Annotated in this window: 17 protein-coding genes and 1 pseudogene; 8 read left to right on the top strand and 10 right to left on the bottom strand. The window is 67.5% G+C overall.

Annotation, left to right across the window (positions count from 1 at the left end; translation table 11 throughout):
• Positions 1-35: 35 nt before the first annotated feature.
• Both AC1RQK_RS17580 and AC1RQK_RS17575 read left to right on the top strand, forming a co-directional pair.
• A complete protein-coding gene (locus AC1RQK_RS17580; protein ID WP_492374944.1) occupies positions 36-836 on the top strand; it encodes a helix-turn-helix domain-containing protein in 801 nt (266 codons plus the stop codon).
• A 279-nt stretch (positions 837-1,115) separates the two neighbouring features.
• Positions 1,116-1,397 carry a DUF1488 family protein gene (locus AC1RQK_RS17575; RefSeq protein ID WP_174425406.1) on the top strand — a complete coding sequence of 94 codons (282 nt, stop codon included), beginning with the start codon at positions 1,116-1,118 and terminating at the stop codon, positions 1,395-1,397.
• Here AC1RQK_RS17575 and AC1RQK_RS17570 read toward each other — a convergent pair.
• Positions 1,394-1,648, bottom strand: coding sequence for a hypothetical protein (locus tag AC1RQK_RS17570; protein ID WP_492374943.1), 255 nt, complete (start codon positions 1,646-1,648; stop codon positions 1,394-1,396). The two genes, AC1RQK_RS17575 and AC1RQK_RS17570, sit on opposite strands and share 4 nt — an antisense overlap.
• A gap of 204 nt (positions 1,649-1,852) precedes the next feature.
• Between AC1RQK_RS17570 and AC1RQK_RS17565 the strand changes: the two genes are divergently transcribed.
• Positions 1,853-3,448 (top strand): bifunctional aminoglycoside phosphotransferase/ATP-binding protein, encoded by a 1,596-nt coding sequence (locus AC1RQK_RS17565; protein WP_492810117.1) that lies wholly within the window; start codon positions 1,853-1,855, stop codon positions 3,446-3,448.
• Between the two features lie 25 nt (positions 3,449-3,473).
• Here the strand turns inward: AC1RQK_RS17565 and AC1RQK_RS17560 are convergent, their stop codons facing one another.
• From AC1RQK_RS17560 to AC1RQK_RS17550, 3 genes are read right to left on the bottom strand one after another with little or no spacing between them, the layout of a single operon-like run.
• On the bottom strand, positions 3,474-4,004 hold the full coding sequence (locus AC1RQK_RS17560) for a flavodoxin family protein (RefSeq protein ID WP_492374941.1): 531 nt from the start codon (positions 4,002-4,004) through the stop codon (positions 3,474-3,476).
• A gap of 10 nt (positions 4,005-4,014) precedes the next feature.
• On the bottom strand, positions 4,015-4,623 hold the full coding sequence (locus AC1RQK_RS17555) for a lipid-binding SYLF domain-containing protein (protein ID WP_492374940.1): 609 nt from the start codon (positions 4,621-4,623) through the stop codon (positions 4,015-4,017).
• Positions 4,620-5,120 carry a universal stress protein gene (locus AC1RQK_RS17550; protein WP_492374939.1) on the bottom strand — a complete coding sequence of 167 codons (501 nt, stop codon included), beginning with the start codon at positions 5,118-5,120 and terminating at the stop codon, positions 4,620-4,622. Before AC1RQK_RS17550 ends, AC1RQK_RS17555 begins: the two co-directional genes overlap by 4 nt.
• A gap of 274 nt (positions 5,121-5,394) precedes the next feature.
• Between AC1RQK_RS17550 and AC1RQK_RS17545 the strand changes: the two genes are divergently transcribed.
• The 4 genes from AC1RQK_RS17545 to AC1RQK_RS17530 all read left to right on the top strand — a co-directional run bounded on the left by AC1RQK_RS17545 (position 5,395) and on the right by AC1RQK_RS17530 (position 9,443).
• Positions 5,395-5,850, top strand: a complete 456-nt coding sequence (locus AC1RQK_RS17545; RefSeq protein WP_492810114.1) for a universal stress protein — start codon at positions 5,395-5,397, stop codon at positions 5,848-5,850.
• Between the two features lie 82 nt (positions 5,851-5,932).
• Entirely contained in the window at positions 5,933-7,549 is a 1,617-nt protein-coding gene (locus AC1RQK_RS17540; RefSeq protein ID WP_492810112.1) for a L,D-transpeptidase family protein, read from the top strand.
• Positions 7,550-7,578: 29 nt separating this feature from the next.
• Positions 7,579-8,139: a peptidoglycan L,D-endopeptidase MepK gene (gene mepK / locus AC1RQK_RS17535; RefSeq protein ID WP_492374936.1), complete on the top strand. Its 561-nt coding sequence runs from the start codon at positions 7,579-7,581 to the stop codon at positions 8,137-8,139.
• A 308-nt stretch (positions 8,140-8,447) separates the two neighbouring features.
• Positions 8,448-9,443, top strand: a complete 996-nt coding sequence (locus AC1RQK_RS17530) for an AraC family transcriptional regulator (protein WP_492374935.1) — start codon at positions 8,448-8,450, stop codon at positions 9,441-9,443.
• A gap of 54 nt (positions 9,444-9,497) precedes the next feature.
• On the opposite strand, the gene AC1RQK_RS17525 is transcribed toward AC1RQK_RS17530, so the two are convergent.
• The 5 genes and pseudogenes from AC1RQK_RS17525 to AC1RQK_RS17505 form a co-directional block, all read right to left on the bottom strand.
• Entirely contained in the window at positions 9,498-10,265 is a 768-nt protein-coding gene (locus AC1RQK_RS17525; RefSeq protein ID WP_492810109.1) for a DUF4410 domain-containing protein, read from the bottom strand.
• Between the two features lie 235 nt (positions 10,266-10,500).
• Positions 10,501-11,892 carry an ATP-binding protein gene (locus AC1RQK_RS17520; RefSeq protein ID WP_492810334.1) on the bottom strand — a complete coding sequence of 464 codons (1,392 nt, stop codon included), beginning with the start codon at positions 11,890-11,892 and terminating at the stop codon, positions 10,501-10,503.
• Complete coding sequence (locus tag AC1RQK_RS17515) at positions 11,892-12,605, bottom strand: response regulator (RefSeq protein WP_492810107.1); 714 nt, start codon at positions 12,603-12,605, stop codon at positions 11,892-11,894. The genes AC1RQK_RS17520 and AC1RQK_RS17515 overlap by 1 nt, the downstream gene beginning before the upstream one ends.
• 46 nt (positions 12,606-12,651) lie before the next feature.
• Positions 12,652-12,945 (bottom strand): EF-hand domain-containing protein, encoded by a 294-nt coding sequence (locus tag AC1RQK_RS17510; protein WP_492374933.1) that lies wholly within the window; start codon positions 12,943-12,945, stop codon positions 12,652-12,654.
• A 99-nt stretch (positions 12,946-13,044) separates the two neighbouring features.
• A pseudogene (locus AC1RQK_RS17505) lies at positions 13,045-14,001 on the bottom strand (hypothetical protein).
• Positions 14,002-14,265: 264 nt separating this feature from the next.
• Between AC1RQK_RS17505 and AC1RQK_RS17500 the strand changes: the two are divergent.
• Complete coding sequence (locus tag AC1RQK_RS17500; protein WP_492374931.1) at positions 14,266-15,186, top strand: sterol desaturase family protein; 921 nt, start codon at positions 14,266-14,268, stop codon at positions 15,184-15,186.
• On the opposite strand, the gene AC1RQK_RS17495 is transcribed toward AC1RQK_RS17500, so the two are convergent.
• Entirely contained in the window at positions 15,176-16,189 is a 1,014-nt protein-coding gene (locus AC1RQK_RS17495; RefSeq protein WP_492810104.1) for a serine hydrolase domain-containing protein, read from the bottom strand. The genes AC1RQK_RS17500 and AC1RQK_RS17495 overlap by 11 nt on opposite strands.
• Between the last annotated feature and the right edge of the window lie 124 nt (positions 16,190-16,313).

Genomic DNA, 16,313 nt, shown 5'->3' with positions numbered 1-16,313 from the left:
TAAGAGACCAGAGACCAGAGACAAAGGAATCAGCCATGTCAGCGTACCTGCAACAGCAAGCGAAAGCGCCTGCGGCGATGCCCCAGGCCTTTCACAGCCCCCAATTGCTGGATTTCCTGCCCCTGGAACCCACCCCGCCGGCCACGGTGTCCCATAAGGCAAATTGCTCAAGCTGCGCCATGCGCGCCATCTGCATGGGCGGCAACCTGAACGATGCGGATCGCTCCAGGCTCGATACCGTGATCCACAACTGGCGCATGGTCCGGCGCGGCGAAGCGCTCTACCGGGCCGGCGACGCCTTTCAGAGCATCTACGCGCTGCGTTCCGGATCGTTCAAGACGGTGTTGGCGCACCAGAACGGCTGCGAGCAGGTCAGCGGCTTCTTCCTCACCGGCGAGACGCTCGGGCTGGATGGCATCTGCACGGAGCACCACGCCTGCGACGCCATCGCCCTGGAAGACAGCGCGGTGTGCGTCATTCCCTTCCATCTGCTAGAAGCGCTCTGCCGCGAAATGCGCTCGCTGCAGCAGCACGTGCACCGCATGCTAAGCAGCGAGATCGTGCGCGAATCGGGCGTGATGCTGCTGCTCGCCAGCTTGTGCGCGGAGCAGCGCGTGGCGGCATTCCTGCTCAATATCTCGGCGCGCCAGCATGCGCGCGGCTACTCCCGGCGCGACCTCGCGCTGCGCATGACGCGCGAAGAAATCGGCAGCTACCTGGGCATGAAGCTCGAGACCGTCAGCCGCACCTTGTCGCGCTTCCAGCGCGACGGCCTCATCGAGGTCAAGGGCAAACGCGTGACCTTGCTGGATCTTGACGCGCTGGACCGCATCTAGGCGGGCGCCGTTGCGCAAGCCGCCCCTGCCAGCCTTGTGGAAGCAGTGAGCGCGTGGCCCGCCATCTTGCGCGCCTGGTTGACGTTGGCTTGACGTTGATCAGGAAACGCGCACGGTTCGGCTTGCGGCTGCAAACGTAGTGCCTAGACTGGCAGAAAGCTGCCGCGGCGTGCCCGCGGCGCTCACCTTTTCCGTGCTCCGCCTTGCACTTCATTGCGCCTGCCTTTTTGCGCCGTCCTGTTTGCACCTTCCTTGTTTCTCTTCCCGGGGGTCGATGCCATGACCATCAAGATCGTCTTTGCAAAAACCATCCCCTCGTATCGCCCGGCCGATCTCTGTCTCGAGTGCGCTGCCAGCGTCGACGGCATCCCGGCCAGCTACGCGATCACGGCGGAGGCACTGGAAGACCACTTCGGTGCGCGTTCGTACCGGCCGGACGACCTCATCCAAGCCTTCGAAGGGCACCGCGAGGATATCGAATGCGTGGCGCAGCAGCTGTTTGAAATGACCGCGGCTCACCACATCGTGCTGCACAGCGGTCATTTCCGTTTCGCGCTCTAGACCTGGCTGGGCGCCGGCTGGCGCGGCGCCTCGATGGCAACGGCACCGATTGCCAGCAACGGATCGGACAGGCGCATGGCATTCCAGGCATGCATCGAGGCGGCAGGCGCGACCGAGTCGGCCTTGGGCCTGGGCGGCCGCCACCACTCCGGTCCCGGCGCGCAGCCAGCGCAAAGCATGGCCGCCAGGCAAGCCGCAAGGCCGCGCCGGCGCACGCAGCCGCCCGTGGCACCTTGGTGGGGAACTGTCATCTTCATCGCCGCCTCCGGTTGCCGGCGCTTGCGGGCACCGGCTTGTCACGCCCGTGGCCTGCCGCGCCGAATCCTCGTTCCGCTTCAATATAGGCGCGTGGTTGCCACTCGGCTTGATCCGCATCAAGCTAACTTCCGGGCACGCGCATAGCATGGGTACATGACCTGCCCGATCGGGGAGACAGGCACCTGGGAGAGCGCGGCATGGAACCGGCGGCACTCACGCAAGCGTTGATGCGACCCGCGGCTTACCGGCATCCGGTGGGCAAGGTCAGCCTCATCGAGACGCACATCTCGCAAGTCTTCCTTGCCGGACCCTTTGCCTACAAGGTGCGCAAGCCCGTGCGCCTGGACTTCGTCGACTTCGGCACGCTGGCCGCCCGCAAGGCGGATTGCCAGGCCGAACTCGAACTGAATCGCAGGATGGCGGCGGCGCTCTACCTCGGCGTGGTGCCGATCGTGGGGGGACCCGGCCCCGGGGAGGTCCGGGTAGGTGGTACTGGCCAAGCGCTGGAGTACGCGGTAAAGATGCGCCGCTTCCGCCAGCAAGACCTGTTCTGCGCGATGGCACAGACGAACCGGCTAACCGGCACCCATGTCGAGACGCTGGCCCGCCGGCTTGCCGCGATCCACCTGGCCGCGCCGGTCGCCAGCGGCGGCACGGGGCATGGCACACCGGCACGGATCGCAGCGGTGGCGCAACAAGCCATGGCGGGCGTTGCCGCCCTCGCCTCGGGCACCGACGCGGCGGCACACGTGGCGGCGCTGCTGCGCGAGCGGGCCGTGGCGCTGCAACCGGCATTTGCCAAGCGGCTGGCAAGCGGCCATGTCAGGGAGTGCCACGGCGACCTGCACCTTGGCAACATCGCCTTGATCGACGGCGAGCCCACGCCATTCGATTGCCTGGAGTTCGATGCCGGGCTACGCTGGATCGACACCATCAGCGATACCGCCTTTGTTTTCATGGATCTGCTCCATGCCAGCCGGCAAGACCTGGCCTACTGGCTGATCAATACCTATCTGGAGTGCAGCGGCGACTATGCCGGCCTGGCGATATTGCCGTTCTACACGGCGCTGCGCGCCGTGGTGCGCGCCCGCGTGCTGCTCGAGCGGGCCCACCAGCGCAGCGCGGCGGGAACCGGCACCGCCGCGGAAATGGCGGCGGCGCAGATGCGCTGCAACGATCTGCTCGCGCTGGCCAGCGCCGCGCTGACGCGCAATCCGGGTGCGATCACTATCATGCATGGCCTCTCGGGCAGCGGCAAAAGCACCGTTGCCCACCAGCTCGCGCTGGCCGCGGCCATGGTGCGCGTGCGCGCCGATGTGGAGCGCAAGCGCCTTGCGCTTGCACATGGCCATCAACGTGGCGATAAACGTGGTGATCAACTGGGCGATCAACTGGGCGATCAGTTTGCCGATGCACCTGGCGATCCGGCCGCGCACGGCGACCTTTACACGGCGCAACGCACTGCCCGCGTCTACCGGCGGCTGCTGGCAATCTGCCGGCTAGGCAGTGGCGCCGGATTCCCCATGATTGCCGATGCGACCTTCCTCGCGCGCGCCGAGCGGCGGCGCTTCGCGTCGCTGGCCGCGCGCCGGGGCGCTGCCTTTTCCATCGTCGACTGCAATGCCGGCCTGGCCACCCTGCGCGAACGGATCGTCACACGCGCGCGCCAGGGCGGCGACCCTTCAGAGGCGGACCTCCAGGTGCTGGAGTGGCAGCGGCGCGCGCAGGAGCCATTGGGCAGCGATGAATGGCGCCATGTGGTGCGCATAGGCGAGACCGTCCTGTCCGGCTGATGGCGGTTCGTGGAAACTTGCCCCCTCAGGCTTCCTTGGGCGATAGCCATGCTGGCCGCTGCGCGGCGCCGCTGCGGCCGTTGGCGGCTTCCACCTGCTCGGCAAACGCGCGCAGGGCCTGCATTGCCGCCCCGCTGGCCACATCGGCCTGGCGCAGCGCCAGTACCGGCGACGGCGGCTCCGTGGCCAGGCGGGCGATCTCCTCTGCCGCCCTGAAAGCGCCTTGCCGGGCCATCACGCAGATCACCGACGTCTTGCAGGCCAGCGGCATGTGGTCGCGCAGGAAGCTGCGCATGGGCGCAGCCAGGTGGCCGACCCAGATGGGCGCGACGATGACAAGCCGCTGGCAATCGTCCAGCGCCGGGCCGGCGTAGCGGTAGCCTACATGCCGCTGCAACAAGATATCCAGCACGCAGCGCGCATCGCCCAGCAAGCCGGCGCGGCTGGCCTGGTCGCCGACTTCCGCCAGCGGCCAGCCGGATTGCGCCGCCAGTTCTTCCGCGGCCTGGCGCGCCGTGCCGGTGCGCGAGTAATAAACGATCAGGATCTTTTCCATCGATGGCTCCTCAGCTCTCGATCCGGGTTATCCGCGTGCCGACCAGCGACAGGCTGATCATGATGCCGCCGTTGGTCAGCACGAAGCCCACAATATCGCCCCGCACGGTATTGCTATCCACGCTGGCACCGATGCCCAGGCTCAGGACGGACACCGACCCGTCCACGCCCACGGTCCAGCCCTGGCTGGCACGGAAGCGTTCCAGCGCCTGCCCGGTCAGGAACACCAGCACCACGGCCCTGGATGCCATGCCCGCCTGCGCCCCGAGCGAGGCGCCAATCAGCCGGTAGTAGGCCTTGTCCCCGCCTGCGCCATGCATCATGCCGTCGCCCTGCTCCACGCCCGCCACCGCGCCGCCAGCGAGCACATCGGGAAAGACCAGCACGCCGCTGGCCTTGTCCAGCAGGGCCCGCGCGCCGGGGTTGCGCGCAGTCAGGCGCGCCAGCACGGCTTCGCAGCGTGCATCGAGCTCGTCGGCATCCAGCACGCGCTTGTCGGCGGCTGAACCCGCCCACGCGGCCGCCGGCAAGCCTGCTGTGCAGCACAGCACGGCAGCCGCGGCGAGCGCCCGGCATGCCAGGCGCCGCCGCCTGGCGGCAGCCGGCAACGTGGAGGTCATGGCCTCACCGGCGCGCCTGATGCCGGCTTTGCGCCGGCGCTCGGCTCAGCCTGTGGCGCGTGCACCAGCAGTACCGGCTGGCGGCATTGCCGGACCAGCGCTTCGGCGACGCTGCCCATCAGCAGGCGCCGCACGCCGCGCCGACCGTGCGTGCCCAGCACCAGCAACTCCGCCCCGGTCTGCTGCGCCACCTGCTCGATCGCATTGGCCACGTCGCCCAGCGCCAGGGCTTCATCCACCATCAGCGTCTTGCATGACACCTGCGCTGCCGCCGCCTTGGCTTTGGCTTCGTCCAGCAGGATCTGCCCGCCTTCGAGCAGGCCGGCACGCAGGTCTGTCAGGTCGATGTAGCCGACCTCGTACCTGAGGTAGCTGTTATCGATCACATGCACCACGGTGAGTTCCGAGTGCATCGCCGCGGCCAGGCGCAGAGCCTCCTCCAGCGCCCGATCGGCGGACTCGCTGCCATCCACGGCAACCAGGATCTTGCTGTACATCTTGTACCTCCCGATAAAAAAGACAGGCGCCGCAGCTTGCAGCCGACGCTTCCAGTTTGTACGCCCGGGCAAGCGCGGTGTTGATGTAGATCATGGCATTCGCTGCTTTCCCGGGCAACGGGTCGTTTCTGCGCCTTGCGCGCATCGCCAGGCCGCTTGACGTGCATCAATACGCCCCGTGCCCAGCCCTCTAAGCTGCTAATGGAGGCCGCTCCCATGCGCGCTTTCCTATCGACATTGCAACATGGCGACATCCAGCCAGGAGGCACGGACCATGTACCAGAGAATATTGCTCGCGGTGGACGGCAGCCGCTCTTCGGACCTTGCGCTGAGCCAGGCCATCACGGTGGCCAAGGCGACCGGCAGCGAGGTAAAGGTGCTCTTCGTGGCGGACGACAACGATATCTTCTTCACTGCGGGCAGCTACGACCCGCGCAAACTGATGGAAGGCATCCTGGCCGCGGGACGCGATGCGCTGGCAGCGGCCGCCACGCGCCTGGCGGATGCCGGCATCCCGCATTCGACGCTGATCCTCGAGAAGCCCGTTTCCCCCGGGCAGATCTCCACCACGATCGTGGAGCAAGCCGACCGCTGGAATGCGGACCTGATCGTGATCGGCACGCACGGCCGCCGCGGCTTCCGGCGCCTGGTCATGGGCAGCGTGTCCGAAGGCGTGGTGCACAAGAGCAACAAGCCGGTGCTGATGGTGCGCAGCGAGATCCAGGAATGAGGACGCCCCGGGAACGACGCGTTGAACGATGCGCTGAACGATGCGCTGAACGACGGGAATCATGCCGGCGGCGGGCGGATTGATGCGAGGCGCCTCCCGGATCCGACGCAACGGCGTGGCCGCGCCCCGGGTCCTGGCCGGCCTGCTGGCCGCATGGGCCTTGAGTTGCCATGGGCTCGCGCTGGCCACACAGGCAGCGCCAGCAGCGCTCTGGTTTTCTCAGGGCCATCCCAATGCCCAGGCCTGGCAGGCCGCCGGCATCCTCGACGGCGCCACGGCCGACGGGCTGGAACCCCGCGATTATGATGCCGACGGCCTGCGCCGCGCGCTGGGCCAGGCCGCGGACGGGCCGCCGTTGGCGCCCGAAGCCGCCGCCTCGCTTGACGAGAGGCTGACAGCGGCGATGCAGCGCTATCTTGCCGACCTGCACGGCGGCCGGGTCGATCCCGGCACGATCCACGAGAAATTTGCCCCGGCGCCGGACCGGCAGTTCGATCCGTCGCGCCTCCTGCGCGCAGCCATCGCCGGGCAGGACCTGCCCGAGGCAGTCCGGCAGGCGGCGCCGTCGTTCCCGCTCTACGCAAGCTTGCGCGCGGCGCTTTCACGCTACCGCGCGCTGGCAGGCCACCCGGCCTGGCAGGCACCGCTGCCGCCGCTGCCTGGCAGGAAGCTGGCGCCCGGGCAGGCCTACGCCGGGCTGCCGGTGCTGGCGCAGCGCCTGATCGCGCTAGGCGACTTGCCCGCCGCCACGCCAGTCCCGGAACGCTATCAAGACGAACTGGTGGAGGGCATCAAGGCGTTCCAGGTCCGCCACGGGCTGGAGGCGGATGGCGCCATCGGCGCGGGCACGTTCGCGCAACTGAACGCGCCGCTCGCCGGCCGCATACGGCAGATCGAACTGACGCTGGAGCGCCTGCGCTGGACGCCCCTGCTGGAGGGCCCGCGCATGATCGTGGTCAACGTGCCGGAGTTCGTGTTGCGCGCCTACGAAATCCACGGCGGCGCCATCCAGGTCAAGGCGGAAATGAAGGTGATCGTGGGCAAGGCGCTCGATACGCGCACGCCGCTGTTCAAGGAGGACATGCGCTTCATCGAGTTCAGTCCTTACTGGAACGTGCCGCCGTCCATCGCGCGCGCGGAAACCGTGCCCCGGCTGCGCCGCGATCCCGGCTACTTCGAGCGGCAAGGCTTCGAGTTCGTCACTGGCGACGGCAAGGTGATCACCACCCTGTCGGCTGCCAGCCTGGATGCCGTCCAGCGCGGCCAGCTGCGCATACGGCAACGCCCGGGGCCGATGAATGCGCTTGGCGACATCAAGTTCGTCTTCCCCAACAACGAGAACATCTACCTGCATCACACGCCCACCCCGCAACTGTTCGCGCGGGACCGGCGCGACCTGAGCCACGGCTGCATCCGTGTCGAGGCGCCGGAGGCGCTGGCTGGCTTCGTGCTGCAGGACACGCCCGGCTGGACCGAGGCGCGCATCCGCGAGGCCATGGAGAAGGGAGAATCCAGCACGCTGCGGCTGCGCCAGCCCTTGCCGGTGGTGCTTGCCTACGGCACGGCCATCGTCAAGGCTGACGCTCGCGTCTACTTCTTCCCGGATATCTATGGGCTGGACCGCGTGCTTGACGAGGCGCTGCGGCAACGGTCCGCCCGCCTGCGGGCTTCCGCCTTGGCCAGCACGCAGGCAAGATAGGGCAATTGCACCAAAGGGGAGTGCTTTCGATGACCAAACCGCCCAGCGATCCTCGCCGCCTGTTCCTGCGGCACGCCGGCGGGCTTGTGCTGGCTGGCACGCTGCTGCCGTTGCCGGCCCGGTCCGCGCTGGCGAGCTTGCCCGATGCCCGCAGCTTGTCCTTCGAGCACACCCACACCGGCGAGCGCATCGCCTTGGTCTACGCCGTCGGCGATCAGTTCGTGCCCGAGTCACTGGCCGCGCTCAATCGCTTCCTGCGCGATCACTACTCGGGCCAGGTCGGCGTGATCGATCCGCAACTGTTCGCGCTGCTTTACCGCCTGAGGCAAACGCTGTGCTGCGCGGCCCCCTTCCAGGTCATCTCCGGCTATCGCAGCCCCGCCACCAATGCGCGGCTGCGCAAGACGCGCGGTGGCGGCGTGGCCAGCCATAGCCTGCATATGGACGGCAAAGCCATCGATATCCGCCTGCCCGGCGTTGCGCTGTCCGACCTGCGCGACGCCGCGCTCTCGCTGCGCGCCGGCGGCGTGGGCTTCTATCCGCAGGAGCAGTTCGTGCATGCGGATACGGGCCGGGTGCGGGATTGGTAGGCAAGGCACCGTTGAAGACCATCGGCAGGTTCCGGCCAAGCTCTCGCATCCGGGTTTTCCCCATCGGCGGCCCCCCTAGCCTGGGCGGCCCGGACAAGTTATGCTCTTGGCCGCATATTAGCCCGCACGGGGTGGGCTAGCGCTCAATCGACAATCCCCCGGCACCGGGCGGGCATATCTGGAAGGAAATCAGCCATGCGCACCCCTGCACGAACAATCTCTTGCCCGCGCGCATGCCGCTAAGCCGGTTGTTGTTGCCTCCAGAGCCGCCCGTGCTAGCGCCCGGCATCGCGCACAGCAGTTTCAGCGTGCAAGGCGACGCCCGCCAGAGCTTGCTGGCCTGGCAGGAGCGGATGAGCCCGGTCTACGATATCCGGCCTGCCACGGCGCAAGGCGAGCAGACGTTCGAAGCCTCGCTGTCTCGCTACTCCATCGACGATCTGAGCTTCTTCGACATCCGCACCAGCCCCAATCTGGCCGAGCGCTCGTTGGGGCGCGTGTCGACAGAGAACATTCGCGACATTACCTTCAGCGTGTTCCTGGAAGGCGCGCCCGCCCAATTCCTGGGCGGCAAGCCAGGGCTGAACGCGCCGCAGTGGCACGGCGTGCCAAGCATCCTCGCGCTGGACATGGACCAGCCGTGCACCATCCGGAGTTTTCATGGCCGCATGCTGCTGTTTTTCGTGCCGCGCGCCTTGGTGGAAATGGCCTTCCCCGATGCCGCCTCGCTGCATGGCCGCCTGGTTGAGGCCACCACACCGCTGATGCGGGTGCTGATCTCGCATCTGGTGGCACTGAATCGACAAATCGTAGGCCTGTGCAAAGAGGAAGCAGACCGGGCATTTCGCACCGCGATCGAACTGCTGGCCGCCGCGTTCAGCCGGCACGCGGGGCTCTCCGGCAACGCCCGCGCAGCGGTGCGGGCGGCGGTGTACGGACAGGTGCGGCGCTATGTCGAGGCCAATCTGCATGACCCCGACCTGAGCCCTGACAGCGTGCTGCAATCGCTGCATCTGTCGCGCGCCAGCGTGTACCGCCTATTCATGCATGAAGGTGGCCTGGCCGCTTATATCCGCAGCCGCAGGCTGCGGGCGGCGGCCGATGAACTGGTGCGCTTTCCTGACATGGCGGTGCAGGACATTGCCTCAGGGCTCGGTTTCAACAATGCATCGAGCTTTACGCGCGCCTTTCGCCGCGCCTACGACATCGCGCCGCAGGAATTGCACAGCTATGCCCCGCTGCTACAGCGCGAACAGGCAAGGCTACAGCGCCATGCGCCCTGGCGCGCGGCGGGATTGAGGTAGGAATCCGGTAGGAATCCGTTCAAGGCACTGCCCCTCTCGCCACCTCTCGCCCCGTCACTCCACTGGCACCGCCGACATCCACCCGTTTGCGGCATTCGCCGCCACGACCTGTTTCGCGATCGAATCGCCCAGGCGCCTGGCATCCGCGGAGATACTGTCGCGCTTGACCTCGGACACGCCATGCAAGCCCGCGCCGGCCGCGGCGGACATCGCGAGATGGCCGGCGGCGGCACCGACGCCGGCGGTTTCAGCCACGCCCGGCATGTGGCCGCTGTTGGCCTCGGCCGCGAAACTCTGCAGCGGCATGGGCGCACCGTCCGCCGGCTTGTACAGGATCTGGACCGACGCGCCGACCTCGCTCTTGCCTGCGCCAAGGCCGATCAGCAAGCGGCGCCGACGCTTGCCCTCGTCGATCTTCTGGATGCTTCCCTCGACGATCAGCGCGTTGCTTTGCGCGGGCGCGGGGCCGTCCGCGCGTACCGCGCGCAGTCCCTGGGACTGCAGCTGGCGCACGATTTCATCGGACACCTGCTCGCTCGCTTCGCACGCCGCCTGGCTCTGCTCGCTGGCCGCGGACCTGCCGGTGACCATCGTCTTGAGCTTCTGCGCCATGCCGCTGTCCAGTTTCACCTGATCCGGGCTGGCATCGAAGGCTTGCACATAAATGATGTCCGCCTGCACCTGTGCCTGAGGCATGGCGCTGGCCTGAGTCACGCCGGTGACGCCCCAGGCGCAGCCCGCCATCAAGAGCGATCCTGCCGCCAATGCCGTCATCGCCAGACGCGTGGCGTTGTGCTTTAGGAGTGGGTATGAAGTCTGCATGTTGTTCCTGTCATCGGCACCATCGCGGCGCCAATTGCCGAAAAATTGCCGCCGATTGCCGAAAATCTGCCGAGAAGATGTCGCCGACAATCATGCGATCCACAGGATCAGAAACCATCGGAGATCACGCCTGCTTGCGTGCGGCGCATCTGCTATCGGTGTGAGCCGCAACCCGCAGACGCAAGTATGGGAGGAACCGGCTGCGCGCGCCATGCAGGAAATATGTCGCACGATGTCATGCTTGCGTCGAGCCCGGGCGTATGGAATGCGCGGCTTCGCCTGAGGCCGATGGCCGGTGCAGCGGCAACGCCACAACCGCTTCCAGCCCCCCGCCCTCGCGGGCGCGGAACTGCAAGGAGCCGCCGTGCAGGCGCGCAATGCGCTCCACGATCGCCAGGCCCAGGCCGGTGCCGCCCGAATGGCCGCGCGCGTTGCTGCCACGGCTAAAGGGCGCCTTGAGCTGCTCCAGCTCCTGCGCGCTGATGCCGCTGCCCCGGTCGCACACGGCGGCGTAGGCCATATCGCCCTCGGCCCAGGTGCGCACGAACAAGCCGGTTCGTCCGTAGACGACCGCGTTGTGCATCAGGTTCATCAGCAGCCGCATCAGGCTCACCGGCCGGAACGAAAGCGCCGGCACGCTGCCGAGCGAAAGCTCGAACTCGTGCCCGAGCCCGGCATAATCCGCGGCGAGCTGGCTAACGAGCGCATTGAGGTCGCCAGGCTGCGGCACCTCGCGTTCGCCACTGCCCGCGTAGTCCATGAACTGCTGGAGGATCGTGTCGATCTGATCGAGATAGCCCTGCGCCGATGCCACGAACTGATCGGCGGCTCCGCGTGGCATTGCCATGGCCATCGCCAGACGCAGCTTGGTGAGCGGCGTGCGGATATCATGCGACACGCCGGCCAGCATCAGCGCGCGTGTGGCCTCCGCCTGCTGCAATGCCTGCGTCATCTGGTTGAACGCGCTGCTTACCTGGGCGATTTCCGTCGGCCCGCTGGTGGGCAGAGGCACGGGGGCTCCGCCGGCGCTGACGTGGCGTGCCGCGCGCGCCAGATCCTGCAGCGGACGGTTGATGTGCAGCTGGATCAGGTAACCCGTGAGCGCCGCGAGCAACGCGAAGGCCGCCGACAGCGCCAGCGCGGTGGTGACGCCGCTCGCCTGCGCGTCTTCGGTCATCGGCAAGGCGATCCATTGGGGCGCGCCATCCACGTGTACGCGAATCCAGAGTTGCTCCCCTTCCCCCTCCCTCCCGCCTTTGCCCGTCTGCCATCGCACCGCCATGTCCGGCGGCAGATAGCGCTGCAATGCCTCCATGAAGACGTCGCGCTGGTAAGTGCGAAAGAAGTGGAGCGCACTGGCATGCGGCGCCTCTACGCCTTGCTCCGGCGGCTGCGCCTGCCCCCCGAGCCGTGCGGCCGCCGCGCGGCCCTGCTCGGGCGGCATGGCGGCAAAGACGCGGTCGAGCGTCTTCACGTAGTCGGAAAAGATGATCGCCGCACGCTCGATGTGCGGGCGCTGCACGAAATGCAGCAACACGGTGAGCGCGCTGACCTGGGTCAGCGCCACGAGCGCCACCAGCAGGGCGATGTTGCGCGCGAGCAGCGAGCGGGGCAGCGCGAGCCGCATCACGGCCCGACGCCGGCGACCAGCATGTAGCCGACGCCCCACACGGTCTTGATGAAGCGCGGCTTGGACGGATTGTCTTCGACGATCTGGCGCAGCCGCAGGATCTGTACGTCGATGCTGCGGTCAAGGGCGTCATGGTCGCGGCCGCGGGCGCGCGCCAGCAGGTTCTCGCGGCTCACCGGGCGGTTTGGCGACGACCCTAGCGCGTGCAGCAGCAGCATCTGCGCGGAGTGCACTTCGACCGGCTCACCGCCGCGCTCCAGCGTCTGCTTGCCAACATCGAATGCGAAATCGCCGAAGCGCAAGGTCTGCGAGGTCACGGTCGGATCTCCAGCCGCCATCTTCTGCCGGCGCAGCAGTGCGCGGATCCGTGCCACCAGTTCGTCCGGGAGGAATGGCTTGGCGAGATAGTCGTCGGCGCCGGTCTCAAGCCCGACCACCCTGTCGACCGGATCGCCCTTGGCGGTCAGCATCAGGATGGGCAGCGTCTGCCCTTCGGCGCGCAGCCGGCGGCAAATGGCCAGGCCATCTTCCGGTTCCATCATCAGGTCCAGCACGAGCAGGTCGTACGGCTCGCGCTGCAGGTAGCGGTCAAGCCGCTTGCCATCGGCGACCGCGCGCACCTGGAAGCCGTGCCCGGTCAGGAACCGTTGCAGCATGTTGCGCAGCTCGGCCTCATCATCGAGCACGATAATCCTGTTCACCTGCTCCATGGCGCGTCTCCGGCAAGGAACGCGAATCGCCTGTGATCAGCGGTGGTCAGCGGGCCATTGCCTTCTGTCTCATGAACCCCTCGATCTGCGCCAACGTGACGTATCCGGCCTGCTGCGTGTCGATCTCGTCGAAATGGCTGGCGACCATCGGCATGCCCGCCGCCGCTTGTTCCCGGGTCAGCTTGCCGTCGCGCGTCGTGTTGGCATTGGCGAAGCGCATCTGCAATTGCTGCATCGCACGTTCCACCCGCGCGCTGCCACCCGCTGGTGGCGCGACGCTCTGCGCCGATGCGCCTGCAGAAACAATACACAAAATCAAAACCGCGATCATCTGCTTCATGGTGTTCTCCGTGGTGTAGCCGACATTCGATGCCGGCGGGGGTAATCGATCCGCATCGATCCGGAACAATTCGGAACAATCAGATAGGGCTGATGGCCGTCAGGCCCAGTGCGCAGGCACCCAGACGCGGCCCACCCAATGTCCGGGCACCATGACCGCCGCACGCGGCGCCCGTGCCACGTAGACGGCACGCGGCGCGACATACACAACCCGCGGCGGGGGCGGCGGCGCAACCACCACCACCTTGGGCGCCGGCGGGGCGACGTAGACCGCCTTCGGGGGCTGCGCGGGCGGCAGCTAGACAGGCGTGGGCTGCACATAGGCCACCGGAGGCGGCGGCACATACGCCACCGGCGCGGGGGTGACGACCACCGGCGCGGTGCCAACCGCCACGGTGGCGCCCACGGTGGTCACCGTGCCGCCGGTCGTGACCGTGCCTGCGGTCGTCACCGTGCCGCCGTGTACCACCGTGGTGCCGCCGCCCGTCGTCACGACACCCGGCGCCACGCGCGTCGCGGTGCCAGAGTGGGTGACGGTGCCGCCTTCCGCGCCGGTCACCGTCCCCGAACGGGCGCACGTCGCGCCGGCGCAGGTGGTCGATGCCGCGTGGCTGACCGTGTTGCCGTTCGAGCCGGTGATCGTGCCCGACGATGAATACTGGCCCGGCGCGTCACGCGTCACTCTGCCCGCCGTGGAGGCGGTCTGGCCATTTGGCCCGGTGAGGTTGCCCGTGTGCGAGCAGGTGCCGCCGGCGCAACTGGTGTCGCCAGCGTGCTGTACCGAGCGGCCGTTGGGCCCGGTCGCCGTGCCCGAGTTGGAGAACTGCCCCGGCGCGGTACGGGTCACCGTGCCGGTATTCGTCGCGATCCCGCCGTAGGGGCCGGCGACGCCATCGGCGTGCGAACAGCTTGCGCCTGCGCATGAACCGGCATGCGCGCCGTTGTAGACGCCGTGCGGCGTGTAGGCCGTGCCGTGGCCCGACCAGCCAGCGAAGGCCGGGGTGCTGGCGAGGAGGATCAGCGAGGCGGCCGCTGTGACAACGTGATGGCGTTTCATGGGATGTCCTTCAGGTTCGGGTTCGGGTCAGGTCACGCACTGCGGCCTGGCAACGGGACGAACTATAGGACGAGGGTGCGAAACATTCGCCATGGAAAACATGTCGCGGTGTTACACCGGCCGGGCAGACGGATCGGCTGACATCGGGCGACATAGTTTCCGTCTGGTTCTGGCGGCGGCCGCCCACTACAGTGGCCTCACCCGACGCGACGGCGGTCACTGCCGCAGACGACGCGCCCCACCCCAACCTGTCCCGCGCCCATCATGCATACCACTGGAAACATCGCGCTCTATGTCGCGCTAGCCACGTCGTTCATCGTCGCCGTCTCGCTGATCGAGGCGTTCGTGCTCACCCGAACGCTGCGCCACAGCGCCGCGCCGTTTGACTGGAATGAAACATGGCTGTCGCTGGCCGACCTGGTGGGCGGCAAGCTGTTCGCGCTGCTGCCGCTCTCGCTGGCAACGCCGATCTTCGCCTTCGCCTGGGATCATCGCCTCTTTACCGTCACGATCAACAGCGCGCTGATGGCGCTGCTGCTGTTTGTCGGCCAGGAGTTCTGCTACTACTGGTATCACCGCGCGTCGCATCGCATCCGTTTTTTCTGGGCCACGCATGCGGTGCATCACTCGCCGAACCAGTTGACGCTGTCGTCTGCCTATCGGCTTGGCTGGACCAGCAAGCTGAGCGGCTCGGCGATGTTCTTCGCGCCGCTCGTCTGGCTTGGCGTGCGCCCTGAGGTCGTGCTCGCCACGCTGATGTTCAACCTGCTGTATCAGTTCTGGCTGCACAACACGTGGATGCCCAAGCTCGGCTGGCTCGAATACGTGTTCAACACGCCGTCGGCGCATCGCGTGCACCACGCGTCGAATGCCGATTACCTGGATGCCAACTACGGCGGCGTGCTGATCGTCTTCGATCGCCTGTTCGGCACCTACGTCGAGGAACGCGCCGACGAACCGTGCCGTTACGGCCTGGTAACCCCGACGCGCACGCGCAACCCGCTCGTCAATCAGTTCGAGCACTGGGTCAGCCTCGCGCGGGATATCGCGTCGGCGGGCAATGCATGGACCGCCATCCGTTACGTGATGCTGCCGCCCGGCTGGCGCGCGGACGGCACTGGCGAGACCACGGAGAACCTGCGCCGGCGCCACTGCGCCGCGCCACGGCCTGTGTCTACTCGCTGACCCCGTGCGCTAGCCAACGAACCGCAGGGTGTTCTCCGGGCAGCGCCGCGCGGGTGGCATCCTCCATCAGCCGCAAGCCTGTGTTGCTGTTGGTGAGCAGCACGACGCCCGCGCGCTGCTCGGTGCTGCCCATCACGAATGCCCTCACGCCTTGCATCTTGCCCCACTGGAAGAACGTGCCCCGGCTGGGCTCGACGCCCCACCCCAGCCCCCAGCCGATGTCCGGCTCCGTGGCAGCCGGCGCGCCATCGAGGTAGACGATTTCTCCTTTTGGCACCATGACGCTCGCCGTCAGCCATTGTTGCCAGGTCGAGGCACTGAGCCCATCGCCCCGAAGCACGGCGGCAACAAAAGCGCCGTAGTCGCCGGCCGTGGTTTGCAGCGAATAGGAGGCGCTCGCCGCGGGCGGGCGATGCACGTCTAGCCGCTGCGCCGCCTCATGCGGGTTGGCCGCATTCGCGAGGAACCGATCCTGCCACTCCAGGCTCGACGAGCGCATCCCGAGTGGCTCGAACACCAGGCGCCGCAGGATCGCTTCCAGGGTTTCCCCTGTTTTTGCCTCAACGGCAGACTGCAGAAAAATGAACCCCAGGCTGGAGTAGCTGAACCACGCGCCAGGAGCAAAGTGCAGCCGCAGCGGATTCTTGTCGCGCAGGTTCTGCAGCCCACACGTATGCGTTAGCACGTGGCGCATGGTGATGCGCGCCGAGGCCGCATCGTCCGGCACGATCGGCTGGGCCGAGCGCGACAGCGGCTCGTCAAGATCCAGCACGCCGGCGTCGACAAGCTGCAGCAAGGCGTACGAGACAATCGGCTTGGTGAGCGATGCCGCGCCGAACACGGTGCCGGCATCCACCGGCTCGGCGGTGTCCTGGTTCCTCACGCCGGCGGCGGCCACCTCGACCGAGTCCTCGCGCACGTGCGCCAGGCAGGCGCCTGTGACGGATTTGTCCTTCAGCAGATGCGCAAGGCGCATGTCCAGCGACGGCGTTCCATGGCCCATGTTGCCTCACTCCGATAGCAAGGCCGCCATTATCGCGCAGGTGCGGCCCGGGCCTCTTCCGCACAGCGCATGATCGCCTCGGCCAGCGCCTCGCGCGGATACGCGTTCTGCGTGACGAACGGCG

The sequence above is a fragment of the Cupriavidus sp. GW822-FHT02D05 genome, from assembly GCF_058802485.1.
This window is presented reverse-complemented; position numbering and strand designations above follow the sequence as displayed.